This is a genomic window from Streptomyces sp. NPDC058001 (assembly GCF_042886315.1).
Classification (GTDB): Bacteria; Actinomycetota; Actinomycetes; order Streptomycetales; family Streptomycetaceae; genus Streptomyces.
This window is the reverse complement of the sequence record NZ_JBHVQT010000015.1, coordinates 154,051-167,586: the sequence shown is the minus strand read 5'-3', so window position 1 is coordinate 167,586 and position 13,536 is coordinate 154,051. Positions and strand designations below refer to the sequence as shown.

Sequence of the window (13,536 nt, the reverse complement as noted above, 5' to 3'; positions counted from 1 at the left end):
CGTGGGTCCGGTCAGAGCAGACCGTGGCGCATGGCGCTGGTCACGGCCGCCGTCCGGTCGTCCACGCCCAACTTGCCGAAGGCGCGCAGCAGATGCGTCTTCACCGTCGACTCGCCGATGTGCAGCCGGCGCCCGATCTCCGCGTTGGTGCAACCCTCGGCGACGAGTTGGAGCACGGCCGTCTCACGCCCCGAGAGCCGGGGCCGCTGCGGTCTGGTGCGGAGCTGGTCCACGAGGCGGGCCGCGACCGACGGCGCGAGAACGGTCTCACCGCGCGCCGCGGCCCGTACCGCGTCGGCGAGTTCACCGCGGGCCATGTCCTTGAGCAGATAGCCCGCGGCCCCGGCCTCCACCGCCCGCAGGATGTCCCGGTCCGACTCGTACGTCGTCAGGACGATCACCCGGCACGGCAGCCCGGCCTCCGACATCCGTACGATCGCGTCGACGCCGTCACCGCCGGGCATCCGCAGATCCATCAGGACGATGTCCGGCCGCAGTTCGGCCGCGAGCGCCTCGGCGCGCGGCCCGTTCGACGCCTCCCCGACGACATCGAGATCGGGCTCGGCGCTCAGCATGGCGCGCAGCCCCTCACGGACGACGGGGTGGTCGTCGGCCAGGACGACACGGATCATGGCGCGCTCCCTTCCGGTGCGGGCTCCGGCGCGGATGTCACGGGAACCGGGAGCCGGACGATCACGGTGGTGCCCTCACCCACCACGCTGAACACATCGGCCCGGCCGCCGACCTCGACGGCGCGGGCCCGCAGCCCCCGCAGACCGTATCCCGCGCGCGTGGCGGCCACTTCGGTGCCGTCGTCGTCCCCGGTGTCGTGGTCGCCGCCGCCCTCGGCGGGTACGAAGCCGCAACCGGTGTCGCGTACGCCGACGGTGAGGGCGTCGTCCGCGTAGTCCAGGGTCAGGGTCACGGCGGCGCCGGCGCCCGCGTGCTTGCGCACATTGGCCAGCGCCTCCTGACAGGACCGCAGCGCCACCACCTCAAGTCCGGCCGGTACGGGACGTGCCCGGCCGGTCACCTCGACCCGGGCCGGGGCCTCGTGCCGGGCGGCGAGGCGGCGCAGCGCGTCCGGCAGGGAGCCCTCGTCCAGGTCGGCGGGGGCCCGGCCGGCGACCAGCGCACGGGCCTCGGCGAGGTTCTGCCGCGCCGTCTCGGCCATCAGCCCCAGATGGCGGCGGGCCTGCGGTACGTCGTGGTCCAGCTCCGCCTCGACGGCCTGCACCAGCATCAGCAGGCTGGTGAACCCCTGCGCGAGCGTGTCATGGATCTCCCGGGACATCCGCTCCCGCTCCGCCAACGCCCCCTGCACCGCCGAGAGCCGCACGATCTCCTCCCGGCTCGCCGCCAACTCGGCGATGAGATCGGCGCGATGGATGCTCTGGTCGATGATCCGGATCACCCAGGCACCCATCACCGCCGAGAAGGTGAGCGCGACCAGCGCGAAGAGCGAGTTGAAGAAGACGGACTCCCACGGCGGGCGCCACAGCAGCGCCCAGCCCGTCACCGGCACCACATTGATGACGGTCACGGCCATCAGTCCCTGACGGAGCGTCAGCAACATGAAGCACTGCGGGCCGAGCGCGAAGGTCGCGAGCCGGGTCTCGCCGACCAACGCCGCCGCGATCACGAACGGGACCACCGCCCCGACGATGTACCGCACCGCGCGCTCCGGGCGCCGCGGGTCGCTGTCCGGCATGCCGAGCGTGCGCCGCCCGGCCACCAGGTACCAGGGCACAAGGAGGGCGAAGAAGCCCAACGCGGCCAGCCGGACCGGAAGATCCGGCTGGGGCGCGCTCAGCGTGAACACCACCGTGGCGAGCCAGACGACGGCGAAGTAGGCGTCCCAGGGCCGCAGACGCAGCCCGTACGCGTCGGGGGCCGGGGGAGCGGCCGGGGCCCCGGCGCATGTCGGTGCCGGGTCCCCGTAGCCGTACCTCTTCCTCTCCCGGTCCTCGGACGTCAGCTCTCGCCCCGGTTCTTCCAGCGGAAGGTCAGTAGACACAGCAGCAATCCTCCGACGCACCAGGCGCCGAGCACCAGAGCGATATGGCCGAACTCCCAACTGCCCGCCGGTTCCAGGACGGCGGCGGTCTCGGGCAGGAACACCCCGCGCAGCCCCTGGACCATCCACTTCAGCGGGAACAGCGCCCCGATCCCCAGCATCCAGTGCGGGAGGGTGTCCACCAGGATGTAGACGCCCGAGATGAACTGGAGCACCAGGAACGGCAGGACGACGACGGAGTTCGCGCTCTTCGCCGACTTGGCCACACTGCTCACCGCGATACCGAGCAGCGCGCACGCGGTAAGACCCAGGACGAAGATCCAGCCGAAGGTCAGCCACTTGTCCGCGGTCGACGGCAGCTCCAGGTCGTACACGGTCGTACCGAACAGCAGCAGCAGCGCCGTCTCCAGGACCCCGGTCACCAGGACCAGCCAGATCTTGCCCAGGAAGTACGCGGCCGGTGGCATCGGCGTACCCCGGAGTCTGCGCAGCACCTTCTCGTCACGCTCCACCGCGATCGAGATGCCGAGCGACTGGAAACTCGTCGCCATGATGCCCGAGGCGATCATCGACGCCACATAGTGCTGGGACGCCGTGGAGCCCGTGTTCTCCATGCTGTCGGCGAAGATCGACGCGAACAGGAACAGGAACACGATCGGGAACGCGAACGTGAACACCACCTGTTCCCGCAGCCGGAAGAACTGCTTCACCTCCAACGCGCCGCGCACCAGACCGAGGCTCCAGGCACTCGGCAGCCGCTCCGTACGGCCGGTACCGGCCGCCGTGTCCATGGCGGTCGTGCTCATGACCGCGCCTCCTGTCCCGTCGGCGCCGCCGCGCCCCCGTCCGTGACCTGTCCGCTCAGCGCCCCGGCGTCCCCGTCCTGTCCCGTGAGCCGCAGATACACGTCCTCCAGCGTGGGACGGCTCACCCGCAGCCCCGGGATCTCCCCGTCGAACCGGCGCGCCAGCTCCGCCACCGTCCGGGTCGGCGTCGTGGTCCGCTCGGCACGCGGTGAGCCGTCGTCCGCCTGCCACTGCACGGTGGCATCCGACCCGTACCGCCGGCGCAACTCGGCCGGCTCGCCCTCGGCGACGACCCGGCCCTTCGCGATCACCGCGAGCCGGTCGGCGAGCGTCTCCGCCTCCTCCAGGTAGTGCGTGGTCAGGACAATGGTGGTGCCCTCGTCAGCGAGCCGCCGGATCAGCTCCCAGAACTGCCGGCGGGCCGCCGGGTCGAACCCGGTCGTCGGCTCGTCGAGCAGCAGCAGATCGGGCCCGCCGATCACCCCGAGCGCCACATCGAGCCGGCGCCGCTGGCCGCCCGAGAGCGCCTTGACACGGCTGCCCGCCTTCGCCTCCAGACCCACCAGCGCGATGACCTCCTCCGGGTCGCGCGGCCGTGGGTAGTAGCGGGCGAAGTGGCGCACGGTCTCGCGGACGGTCAGTTCCGCGGGCGCCGACTCGTCCTGCCAGACGACGCCCACCCGCGAGCGCCACCCCCGGCCCGCCGTCCCCGGATCACTCCCGAGCACACGCACCTGCCCCCCGTCGCGGGTGCGGTTGCCCTGAAGGATCTCGACGGTGGTGCTCTTGCCCGCGCCGTTCGGGCCGAGGATGCCGAACACCTCCCCCTTCCGGATCGCGAGGTCGACGCCGTCCACGGCGGTCACCTCGCCATAGCGTTTGATCAGTCCCCGTACGTCCACCGCGAGGTCCGTCGCGGTCCCTGTGGCGCGCTGCTCGGCGCGCCCAGCGGCGCGTTCCGTGGCGCTTCTCATGGCGCTTTCCGTCATGTCCAGGAGCCTCCCGCCGAACCCGGGGTTCCGGGACCTCCGGTCGTACCTTCTTATGTCCATCGAACGGTGGACACCCGACCGGGTACGGCACAATGACCGTGCCCCGGCCCCCCACTCGAATGACGGAACGGCGTGATGACCAAGACGACGACCGCAGGCAACAACGTCTCCTCCACCTCCGACGGACCGGACACCCCGTCCGGTGCGGTGGGTGGGAGTCGTGCGTTGGCGCTGCTTCTGGTGATCTCGGGGGCGGCGGGGCTGCTCGCGGCCTGGGTGATCACGCTGGACAAGTTCAAGTTGCTTGAGGATCCGAACTTCACGCCGGGGTGCAGTCTGAACCCGGTGGTGTCGTGCGGGAACATCATGAAGAGTGAGCAGGCGTCGGCGTTCGGGTTCCCGAACCCGATGCTGGGTCTGGTCGCCTACGGCATGGTGATCTGTGTCGGCATGAGTCTGCTGGGGCGGGCCCGCTTCCCGCGCTGGTACTGGCTGACGCTGAACGCGGGCACCCTGTTCGGCGTCGGGTTCTGCACCTGGCTCCAGTACCAGTCGCTGTACCGCATCAGCTCCCTGTGCCTGTGGTGCTCCCTGGCGTGGGTCGCCACGATCGTCATGTTCTGGTACGTGACCTCCTTCAACGTCCGCAACGGATTCATCCCGGCACCCCGCTGGCTGCGCAGCTTCTTCGGCGAGTTCACCTGGGTTCTGCCCGTCCTGCACGTCGGGATCATCGGGATGCTGATCCTCACGCGTTGGTGGGACTTCTGGACCAGCTGAGCCGACCGCCCCACGCGCGTGGAACGCCCCGGCCGGGCCCCGAATCCGGGGCCCGGCCGGACTGTCAGTGGGGTGACATAGGGTTCAGGACGTGGAGCCCGATCTGTTCACCGCCGCAGCCGAAGAACGCCAGGAGAAGGACCCGGCGAGCAGCCCCCTGGCCGTGCGTATGCGCCCCCGTGTCCTCGACGAGGTCGTCGGCCAGCAGCATCTGCTCAAGCCCGGAGCCCCCCTGCGCCGTCTCGTCGGCGAAGGCGGCGGCGGCCCCGCCGGACCCTCGTCGGTGATCCTCTGGGGCCCGCCCGGCACCGGCAAGACGACCCTCGCCTATGTCGTCTCCAAGGCCACCCACAAGCGCTTCGTGGAGCTGTCCGCGATCACCGCGGGCGTCAAGGAGGTCCGCGCCGTCATCGAGGGCGCCCGCCGCGCCACGGGTGGGTACGGCAAGGAGACGGTCCTCTTCCTCGACGAGATCCACCGCTTCAGCAAGGCCCAGCAGGACTCCCTGCTGCCCGCCGTCGAGAACCGCTGGGTCACCCTCATCGCCGCGACCACCGAGAACCCGTACTTCTCGGTGATCTCCCCGCTCCTGTCCCGCTCCCTCCTGCTCACCCTCGAACCGCTCACCGACGACGATCTGCGCGGACTGCTCCACCGCGCCCTCTCCGACGAGCGCGGTCTCGGTGACGCCGTCGCACTCGCCGCCGACGCCGAGGCCCACCTCCTGCGCATCGCCGGTGGCGATGCCCGGCGCGCCCTCACCGCCCTGGAGGCCGGCGCCGGAGCCGCACTCGCCAAGGGCGAGCCCGAGATCACCCTCCAGACCCTGGAGGAGTCCGTCGACCGGGCCGCCGTGAAGTACGACCGGGACGGCGACCAGCACTACGACGTGGCGAGCGCCCTCATCAAGTCCATCCGGGGCTCCGACGTCGACGCGGCCCTGCACTACCTGGCCCGCATGATCGAGGCCGGCGAGGACCCCCGGTTCATCGCCCGGCGCCTGATGATCTCCGCCAGCGAGGACATCGGCCTCGCCGACCCCACCGCCCTGCCCACCGCGGTCGCCGCCGCCCAGGCCGTCGCCCTCATCGGCTTCCCTGAAGCGGCACTCACCCTCAGCCACGCGACGATCGCGCTCGCCCTCGCCCCGAAGTCCAACGCCGCGACCCTCGCCATCGGCGCCGCCATGGAAGACGTCCGCAAGGGCCTCGCCGGACCCGTACCGCCCCATCTGCGCGACGGCCACTACAAAGGCGCGGCCAAACTCGGCCACGCCCAGGGCTATGTGTACCCGCACGACGTCCCGGGCGGCATCGCGGCCCAGCGGTACGCCCCCGAGGCCGTCGACGGCAAGCGCTACTACCGGCCCACGCGGTACGGCGCTGAGGCACGGTACGCGGATGTGGTCGAGCGGGTCCGTGACCGCCTCAAGGGTGAGCAGCCCCTCAAGGGCGACCAGTCGGGGACGACGGACGAATGACGGGCACCCGGTCCCCAGCACCCCCGCCGACCCGGTAAACTCTGTTGAAGCGCTGCGTCCCGTGTCCGGTTCCGACCGGCATCACCAGAACGGGACAAGCAGCCGGAGCCCCGGCCTCCGGGCCGGCGATCCAGGAGCGTCGCGCACCGTCGAACGGTGTCGCGGGCAGCCCACCACCCCGTACCCACGGCGGTCGGTGGGCCACTCGCGTGCTGCACGTATGTGCCCAGACCAGGGGAGCGGCTGCCCGCCCGACCGGCCCGAAACGGCAGGTCACGGAGGGTTTCCCCAGGCTGCGGATGCGACCTCCCCTAACCCTGGTGAAGCCGATTTCACAGAGACAGAGAGGTTCGGTAAGTGACGAACCAGTCCCGCCCCAAGGTCAAGAAGTCGCGTGCCCTCGGCATCGCGCTGACCCCGAAGGCCGTCAAGTACTTCGAGGCCCGCCCCTACCCCCCGGGTGAGCACGGCCGTGGCCGCAAGCAGAACTCGGACTACAAGGTCCGTCTGCTGGAGAAGCAGCGCCTTCGCGCCCAGTACGACGTCTCCGAGCGTCAGCTGGTCCGTGCCTACGACCGCGCCAGCAAGGTCCAGGGCAAGACCGGTGAGGCCCTGATCATCGAGCTGGAGCGCCGCCTCGACGCGCTCGTGCTGCGCTCGGGCATCGCCCGCACCATCTACCAGGCCCGCCAGATGGTCGTCCACGGCCACATCGAGGTCAACGGCAAGAAGGTCGACAAGCCGTCCTTCCGCGTCCGCCCCGACGATGTCGTGATGGTCCGCGAGCGGTCCCGCGAGAAGTCGCTGTTCCAGGTCTCCCGCGAGGGCGGCTTCGCCCCCGACGGCGAGACCCCGCGCTACCTCCAGGTCAACCTGCGCGCGCTCGCGTTCCGTCTGGACCGCGACCCGCAGCGCAAGGAGATCCCGGTGATCTGCGACGAGCAGCTCGTCGTCGAGTACTACGCCCGCTGACCCGGACGCGGTACCGGGCCGACAGGCCCCGGCGCCTCAGCCCGTCGTCTCCTCGCTCTTCGGAGCCGGGGAGGCGGCGGGTTCTCGCGTTCCCGGCGGCGTCGGCACCTGCGCACGTGGTCCGGGCAGCCGCTTGCCGCTCCCGCCCAGCGCACGCGCCACCGCCGCGTCCGTACCGAGCCGCGCCCCCGCGCGTACGCACTCCTCGTACCGGACGTCGCCCAGCCGCTCCCGGGCCCGCGCCTCGCACAGTTCGTGCGGCGCGTTGTAGTGCTCCGAGCCGAACAGCGGCAGACCCACCGACGGCCAGATGAGGCCCGCCGCACCCTGGAGCATCGCCGCCTCCGCCGGGTCGCCCTCCGACTCCGTGATCAGCGCGAGCAGTTCCAGGGCCAGGACCGTGCCGAGCAGATCGTGGAACGTGTGGTCGATGACCAGGCACTCCTCAAGCAGCCGCCGGGCCTGCCCCAGGTCGTCCGACGCCCACGCCGCGTACCCGAGGACGAACAGGGCGTACGCGAGGGTCCACCGCTCCCCGTGGTCCTCGCACACCCGCCGCACGTCCTCGCACAGCCCGACCGCCTCGCTGATGTCCCCCTGGAAGACGAGCGACATCGCCAACTCGACCTGCGCCATCAGTACATTGCTGTTGAGTTCGCCGATCTCCCGGTACTGACCGAGAGCCGACCGCAACAGCTCTTCCGCGCGCCGCGCGTCGTCCGTGACCAGCGCCAGGCAACCCGTGCGGTGCTCGGCATACGCGACCGCCGTGGCGTTGCCCGTCAGCTCCGCCTCCGCCCGGCACTCGTGCAGCGCCGCGAGCGCGGGCACCATGTCCCCCTGGAGAATCGCGACATAACCGAGCACCCACAGCGCCTTCAGCCGCGCCTCCGTGTAGTCGTCGGCGCCGGCAGGTCCGGACCCGTCGTCCGGTTCCACACTCCGCTCCAGCCAGTGCCGGCCCTCCGACAGCCGGCCGCAGCCCACCCAGTAGAACCAGAGCGTCCCCGCCAGATGCTGCCCCAGATGCGCCTCGCCCGGCTCGCTCAGCGAGAACTCCAGGGCGATCCGCAGATTCGGCAGCTCCGCCTCCACCCGCGCGGCGATCTCCGCCTGCCGGGGCGAGAACCAGTCCAGCTCGCACCAGGTGGCGAGCCCCATGAACCAGTCCCGGTGCCGGCGCCGCAGCCGGACCGCGTCCCCGGTCGCCTCCAGCCACTCGGCGCCGTACGCGCGCACCGTGTCGAGCATGCCGTAGCGCACCCCCGCCGGACACTCGTCGCGGCTCACCACGGACTGCGCGATCAGCTCGGTCAGCACATCGAGCACCCGGTCCGCGTGCAGCCCGTCACCGCTGCACACGTACTCCACGGCCTCCAGGTCGAACGGCCCCGAGAACACCGAGAGCCGCGCCCACAGCAACCGCTCCTGAGGCGTGCACAGTTCATGGCTCCAGCCGATCGCCGTACGCAGCGTCTGATGCCGCGGCAGTACATCCCGGCCGCCGCCCGTCAGCAGTCGGAACCGGTCGTCGAGGCGGTGCAGCAACTGACCGGGCGACAGCGCCGACAGGCGGCCCGCGGCCAGCTCCACCGCCAGCGGAATGCCGTCGAGGCGACGGCACACGTCCCGTACGTCAGGACCGTTGCCGTCGTTCAACGCGAAACCCGGCACCACCGCCACCGCGCGCCGCACGAACAGCGCGACCGCGTCCCGCTCCGGCAACGGACCCACCGGGAACACCTGCTCGCCGGCGACCGCAAGCGGCCTGCGCCCGGTCGCAAGGACCCGCAGCCCCGGCGCCCGGCTCAGCAACTCCCGCAGCAGCGCCGCGCACGAGTCCACCACATGCTCGAACCCGTCGACGAGGAGCAGCAGTTCACGGTCGGCGAACCAGTCGAGTAGAACCTGACGGGCCGGACGCGACGTGTGATCGGTGAGCCCGAGCCCTTCCAGGACCGCGTACTCCACCAGCTCCGTACCGCGTACCGGCGCCAGTTCGACCAGCCGGACACCGTCTCTCGGAGCGAGGTCGGCCGCCGCGCGCGCGGCCAGCCGCGACTTGCCGACCCCGCCGACCCCGGTGACGGTCACCAGGCGGGAGGCCGTCAGCGCTTCGGCCAGGCCCGCGAGTTCGGTGGAGCGTCCGACAAAGGCGTTGAGTTCCAACGGGAGACCGCTGTTCATCGTGGAGATCCGTGAAGTCCCTGAAAGCCGTGCGGAATCGTTCGTCCGGGAGCCTGGGCGCCGAGAGCGTGGCATGAGGTACGGAGCGTACCCGCGTGTAAACACTCCGTACAATCGCTTCGCGGCAATCCCCGCGCCGACGGACGGTAATCCGGTACGGAGCGGCGGCCCCGGCGCGATAGGCTCGGGAAACACTTTTCGATGTTCGGGGCGCCCTGGATCCCAGGTTCCGGGGCCCATGTCTCAAGGAGCGGTGCACAGTGTCGGGTGGAGAGGTTGCCGGGATCCTGGTGGCCGTCTTCTGGGCGATCCTGGTCTCCTTCCTCGCCGTGGCGCTGGGGAGGCTGGCCCAGACGCTCAGGGCGACCACCCAACTCGTCGCGGACGTGACCGACCAGGCCGTCCCGCTGCTCGCCGACGCCTCCGCGGCCGTGCGCTCCGCACAGACCCAGATCGACCGCGTCGACGCCATCGCGTCCGACGTCCAGGAAGTCACGTCGAACGCCTCCGCGCTCTCCACCACCGTCGCCTCCACCTTCGGCGGCCCACTGGTCAAGGTCGCGGCGTTCGGCTACGGAGTGCGCAGGGCCATCGGCCGCAGGAGCGCGCCCGCGACGAACCCGCCCACCGAGCCGTCCCGGCGTACCGTGATCGTGGGCCGTGCCGTCCCGACCGGGCGGCGGGGCAAGCGGAAGAAGGACTGACGCAGCGATGTTCCGCCGTACGTTCTGGTTCACCGCGGGCGCAGCCGCCGGCGTCTGGGCCACCACCAAGGTGCACAGCAAGCTCCGGCAGCTGACCCCGGAGAGCCTGGCCGCGCAAGCGGCGAACAAGGCGCTCGACGCGGGCCACCGCCTCAAGGACTTCGCCCTCGACATCCGCGACGGCATGGCCCAGCGGGAAGCGGAACTGGGCGAGTCGCTCGGCCTGGACACACCGGTCGACCGCGAACTGCCCTCGCAGCGCGCCACCGCCGCACTCCAGGGCCCGGCCGTCGGAAGCACCGAGCACACCGAGCACGTGGCCAGGGCGACGTACTCGCACAAAGGAACGACCAGAAATGGGGACCACTGATGGAGTCGGCTGAAATCCGCCGCCGCTGGCTGCGCTTCTTCGAGGAGCGCGGGCACACCGTCGTGCCGTCGGCGTCACTGATCGCGGACGACCCGACGCTGCTCCTCGTCCCCGCGGGCATGGTCCCCTTCAAGCCCTACTTCCTCGGCGAGGTCAAGCCGCCCTTCGACCGCGCCACCAGCGTGCAGAAGTGCGTCCGCACCCCGGACATCGAAGAGGTCGGCAGGACCACCCGGCACGGCACCTTCTTCCAGATGTGCGGCAACTTCTCCTTCGGCGACTACTTCAAGGAAGGCGCCATCACCTACGCCTGGGAGCTGCTCACCAGCTCCGTGGCGGACGGCGGGTACGGCCTGGACCCGGAGCGGCTCTGGATCACCGTCTACAAGGACGACGACGAGGCCGAGCGCATCTGGCGTGACGTCATCGGCGTCCCCGCCGAGCGCATCCAGCGCCTCGGCATGGGCCCGAACTTCTGGTCCATGGGCGTCCCCGGCCCCTGCGGCCCCTGTTCCGAGATCAACTACGACCGCGGCCCCGAGTTCGGCGAAGAGGGCGGCCCCGCCGTCAACGACGAGCGGTACGTAGAGATCTGGAACCTCGTCTTCATGCAGTACGAGCGGGGCGAGGGCACCGGCAAGGAGGACTTCGAGATCATCGGGGACCTGCCGAGCAAGAACATCGACACCGGCCTCGGCCTCGAACGCCTCGCGATGATCCTCCAGGGCGTCCAGAACATGTACGAGATCGACACCTCCCGTGTCGTGATCGACAAGGCCACCGCCCTCACCGGTGTGCGGTACGGCGAGAACCACGGCAGCGATGTCTCGCTGCGCGTCGTCTCCGACCACATGCGCACCTCGGTCATGCTCATCGGCGACGGCGTCACCCCCGGCAACGAGGGCCGGGGCTATGTCCTGCGCCGCATCATGCGCCGCGCCATCCGCAACATGCGCCTGCTCGGCGCCACCGGACCCGTCGCCGGCGAGCTGGTCGACACCGTCATCCGGTCGATGAGCGAGCAGTACCCCGAGCTGGAGAGCGAGCGGCCGCGCATCGAGACCGTCGCCCTCGCCGAGGAGGCCGCCTTCCTCAAGACCCTCAAGGCCGGCACCAACATCCTCGACACAGCCGTCACCGACACCAAGGCCGGCGGCGGCAAGGTGCTCGCCGGCGACAAGGCGTTCCTGCTCCACGACACCTGGGGCTTCCCGATCGACCTCACCCTGGAGATGGCCGCCGAACAGGGCCTCTCCGTGGACGAGGACGGCTTCCGGCGCCTGATGAAGGAGCAGCGGGAGCGCGCCAAGGCCGACGCCCTCGCCAAGAAGACCGGCCATGCCGACCTCGGTGCCTACCGCACCATCGCCGACGCCGCCGGCGAGACCGACTTCATCGGGTACGCCGACACGGAGGGCGAGTCCACCGTCGTCGGCATCCTGGTCGACGGTGTCCCCTCGCCCGCCGCCACCGAGGGCGACGAGGTCGAGATCGTCCTCGACCGCACCCCGTTCTACGCCGAGGGCGGTGGCCAGATCGGTGACACCGGCCGTATCCGGCTCGACTCCGGCGCCGTCGTGGAGGTACGCGACTGCCAGAAGCCGGTCCCCGGGGTGTACGTCCACAAGGGCGTCGTCCAGGTCGGCGAGGTCACCGTCGGTGCCTCCGCCCAGGCCACCATCGACACCCGCCGCCGCAAGTCCATCGCCCGCGCCCACTCCGCCACGCACCTCACGCACCAGGCGCTGCGCGACGCCCTCGGCCCGACGGCCGCCCAGGCCGGTTCCGAGAACCAGCCCGGCCGCTTCCGCTTCGACTTCGGCTCCCCGTCCGCCGTGCCGGGCGCGGTCCTCACGGACGTCGAACAGAAGATCAACGAGGTGCTCGCCCGCGACCTGGACGTCCAGGCCGAGGTCATGAGCATCGACGAGGCCAAGAAGCAGGGCGCCATCGCCGAGTTCGGCGAGAAGTACGGCGAGCGGGTGCGGGTCGTCACCATCGGCGACTTCTCCAAGGAGCTGTGCGGCGGTACGCATGTCCACAACACCGCCCAGCTCGGCCTGGTCAAGCTGCTCGGCGAGTCCTCGATCGGCTCCGGAGTGCGCCGGATCGAGGCCCTGGTCGGCGTCGACGCCTACAACTTCCTGGCCCGTGAGCACACGGTCGTCGCCCAGCTCCAGGAGCTGGTGAAGGGCCGCTCCGAGGAACTGCCCGAGAAGATCGCCGGCATGCTCGCCAAGCTGAAGGACGCCGAGAAGGAGATCGAGAAGTTCCGCGCGGAGAAGGTCCTCCAGGCCGCCGCCGGTCTCGCCGACAGCGCCAAGGACGTACGGGGTGTCGCCCTGGTGACCGGCCAGGTCCCCGACGGCACCACCGCCGACGATCTGCGCCGCCTGGTCCTCGACGTCCGCGGCCGTATCCAGGGCGGACGCCCGGCCGTGGTCGCCCTGTTCAGCACGGTGGGCGGCAAGCCGCTGACCGTCATCGCCACCAACGAGGCCGCGCGCGAGCGCGGACTCAAGGCCGGTGACCTGGTCCGTACGGCCGCGAAGACCCTCGGCGGCGGCGGTGGCGGCAAGCCCGACGTCGCCCAGGGCGGCGGCCAGCACCCGGCCGCGATCGGTGAGGCCGTCGACGCCGTCGAACGCCTCGTCGCGGACACCGCCTCCTGATGCGCCGCGGCCGTCGCCTCGCGATCGATGTCGGGGACGCCCGGATCGGCGTCGCCTCGTGCGACCCCGACGGGATCCTCGCCACACCGGTGGAGACCGTGCCGGGACGCGATGTGCCGGCCGCCCACCGGAGGCTGCGCCAACTCGTCGAGGAGTACGAGCCGATCGAAGTCGTGGTCGGACTCCCGCGCTCCCTCAAAGGGGGCGAGGGACCGGCCGCGGTCAAGGTCCGCTCGTTCGCCGGGGAACTCGCCCGGGGGATCGCGCCGGTCGGGGTCCGGCTCGTGGACGAGAGGATGACCACGGTGACGGCCGGCCAGGGACTGCGCGCCTCGGGGGTGAACGCGAAGAAGGGCCGGTCGGTGATCGACCAGGTGGCGGCCGTTGTCATCCTTCAGAGCGCGCTGGAGTCCGAACGGGCGTCAGGCAAGCCGCCGGGTGAGGGCGTCGAAGTGGTCATCTGATCGCGATACGGTAACGTTCCGCGCGATGCGGCGGTGTTCGAACAGCCGCCGCACAGCAAAGAGGTGGATGCGATGCCGTGCCACGAGCCCAG

12 protein-coding genes are annotated in these 13,536 nt (G+C 70.9%); 7 read left to right on the top strand and 5 right to left on the bottom strand.

Going from position 1 to position 13,536, the window contains the following annotated elements; translation table 11 throughout:
* Window positions 1–11: 11 nt before the first annotated feature.
* The 4 genes from ACFVT5_RS33905 to ACFVT5_RS33890 are packed head-to-tail and all read right to left on the bottom strand — an operon-like array spanning window position 12 to window position 3,797.
* The gene (locus ACFVT5_RS33905) at window positions 12–632 is read right to left on the bottom strand and encodes a response regulator (protein WP_389896023.1); all 621 of its coding nucleotides are present in this window, start codon (window positions 630–632) and stop codon (window positions 12–14) included.
* Window positions 629–2,017: a sensor histidine kinase gene (locus tag ACFVT5_RS33900; RefSeq protein ID WP_389896020.1), complete on the bottom strand. Its 1,389-nt coding sequence runs from the start codon at window positions 2,015–2,017 to the stop codon at window positions 629–631. The genes ACFVT5_RS33905 and ACFVT5_RS33900 overlap by 4 nt, the downstream gene beginning before the upstream one ends.
* Window positions 1,975–2,823 (bottom strand): ABC transporter permease, encoded by an 849-nt coding sequence (locus ACFVT5_RS33895; RefSeq protein WP_389896017.1) that lies wholly within the window; start codon window positions 2,821–2,823, stop codon window positions 1,975–1,977. The genes ACFVT5_RS33900 and ACFVT5_RS33895 overlap by 43 nt, the downstream gene beginning before the upstream one ends.
* Window positions 2,820–3,797 carry an ABC transporter ATP-binding protein gene (locus ACFVT5_RS33890; protein ID WP_389896015.1) on the bottom strand — a complete coding sequence of 326 codons (978 nt, stop codon included), beginning with the start codon at window positions 3,795–3,797 and terminating at the stop codon, window positions 2,820–2,822. Before ACFVT5_RS33890 ends, ACFVT5_RS33895 begins: the two co-directional genes overlap by 4 nt.
* A gap of 153 nt (window positions 3,798–3,950) precedes the next feature.
* On the opposite strand from ACFVT5_RS33890, the gene ACFVT5_RS33885 reads away from it, so the two are divergent.
* The 3 genes from ACFVT5_RS33885 to rpsD all read left to right on the top strand — a co-directional run bounded on the left by ACFVT5_RS33885 (window position 3,951) and on the right by rpsD (window position 7,047).
* The gene (locus ACFVT5_RS33885) at window positions 3,951–4,595 is read left to right on the top strand and encodes a vitamin K epoxide reductase family protein (protein WP_389896013.1); all 645 of its coding nucleotides are present in this window, start codon (window positions 3,951–3,953) and stop codon (window positions 4,593–4,595) included.
* A gap of 91 nt (window positions 4,596–4,686) precedes the next feature.
* Window positions 4,687–6,075: a replication-associated recombination protein A gene (locus ACFVT5_RS33880; protein ID WP_389896010.1), complete on the top strand. Its 1,389-nt coding sequence runs from the start codon at window positions 4,687–4,689 to the stop codon at window positions 6,073–6,075.
* A 357-nt stretch (window positions 6,076–6,432) separates the two neighbouring features.
* Window positions 6,433–7,047, top strand: coding sequence for a 30S ribosomal protein S4 (rpsD, locus tag ACFVT5_RS33875; RefSeq protein ID WP_389896008.1), 615 nt, complete (start codon window positions 6,433–6,435; stop codon window positions 7,045–7,047).
* A 36-nt stretch (window positions 7,048–7,083) separates the two neighbouring features.
* Here the strand turns inward: rpsD and ACFVT5_RS33870 are convergent, their stop codons facing one another.
* The gene (locus ACFVT5_RS33870; RefSeq protein ID WP_389896006.1) at window positions 7,084–9,234 is read right to left on the bottom strand and encodes an ATP-binding protein; all 2,151 of its coding nucleotides are present in this window, start codon (window positions 9,232–9,234) and stop codon (window positions 7,084–7,086) included.
* 260 nt (window positions 9,235–9,494) lie between these two features.
* Between ACFVT5_RS33870 and ACFVT5_RS33865 the strand changes: the two genes are divergently transcribed.
* The 4 genes from ACFVT5_RS33865 to ruvX are packed head-to-tail and all read left to right on the top strand — an operon-like array spanning window position 9,495 to window position 13,444.
* Window positions 9,495–9,938 carry a DUF948 domain-containing protein gene (locus ACFVT5_RS33865; RefSeq protein ID WP_389896003.1) on the top strand — a complete coding sequence of 148 codons (444 nt, stop codon included), beginning with the start codon at window positions 9,495–9,497 and terminating at the stop codon, window positions 9,936–9,938.
* 7 nt (window positions 9,939–9,945) lie between these two features.
* Window positions 9,946–10,308 carry a DUF6167 family protein gene (locus tag ACFVT5_RS33860; protein WP_389896001.1) on the top strand — a complete coding sequence of 121 codons (363 nt, stop codon included), beginning with the start codon at window positions 9,946–9,948 and terminating at the stop codon, window positions 10,306–10,308.
* Window positions 10,308–12,980 (top strand): alanine--tRNA ligase, encoded by a 2,673-nt coding sequence (gene alaS / locus ACFVT5_RS33855; protein WP_389895999.1) that lies wholly within the window; start codon window positions 10,308–10,310, stop codon window positions 12,978–12,980. The genes ACFVT5_RS33860 and alaS overlap by 1 nt, the downstream gene beginning before the upstream one ends.
* Window positions 12,980–13,444, top strand: coding sequence for a Holliday junction resolvase RuvX (gene ruvX, locus ACFVT5_RS33850; protein WP_389895996.1), 465 nt, complete (start codon window positions 12,980–12,982; stop codon window positions 13,442–13,444). Before alaS ends, ruvX begins: the two co-directional genes overlap by 1 nt.
* Window positions 13,445–13,536: the final 92 nt, after the last annotated feature.

Bases quoted from the DNA above. Each gene is read 5' to 3' on its own strand.
- ACFVT5_RS33860 (WP_389896001.1), top strand. From the start codon at position 9,946: ATGTTCCGCCGTACGTTCTGGTTCACCGCGGGCGCAGCCGCCGGCGTC.
- ACFVT5_RS33895 (WP_389896017.1), bottom strand. From the start codon at position 2,823: ATGAGCACGACCGCCATGGACACGGCGGCCGGTACCGGCCGTACGGAG.
- alaS (WP_389895999.1), top strand. From the start codon at position 10,308: ATGGAGTCGGCTGAAATCCGCCGCCGCTGGCTGCGCTTCTTCGAGGAG.
- ACFVT5_RS33905 (WP_389896023.1), bottom strand. From the start codon at position 632: ATGATCCGTGTCGTCCTGGCCGACGACCACCCCGTCGTCCGTGAGGGG.
- ruvX (WP_389895996.1), top strand. From the start codon at position 12,980: ATGCGCCGCGGCCGTCGCCTCGCGATCGATGTCGGGGACGCCCGGATC.
- ACFVT5_RS33890 (WP_389896015.1), bottom strand. From the start codon at position 3,797: ATGAGAAGCGCCACGGAACGCGCCGCTGGGCGCGCCGAGCAGCGCGCC.
- ACFVT5_RS33885 (WP_389896013.1), top strand. From the start codon at position 3,951: ATGACCAAGACGACGACCGCAGGCAACAACGTCTCCTCCACCTCCGAC.
- ACFVT5_RS33870 (WP_389896006.1), bottom strand. From the start codon at position 9,234: ATGAACAGCGGTCTCCCGTTGGAACTCAACGCCTTTGTCGGACGCTCC.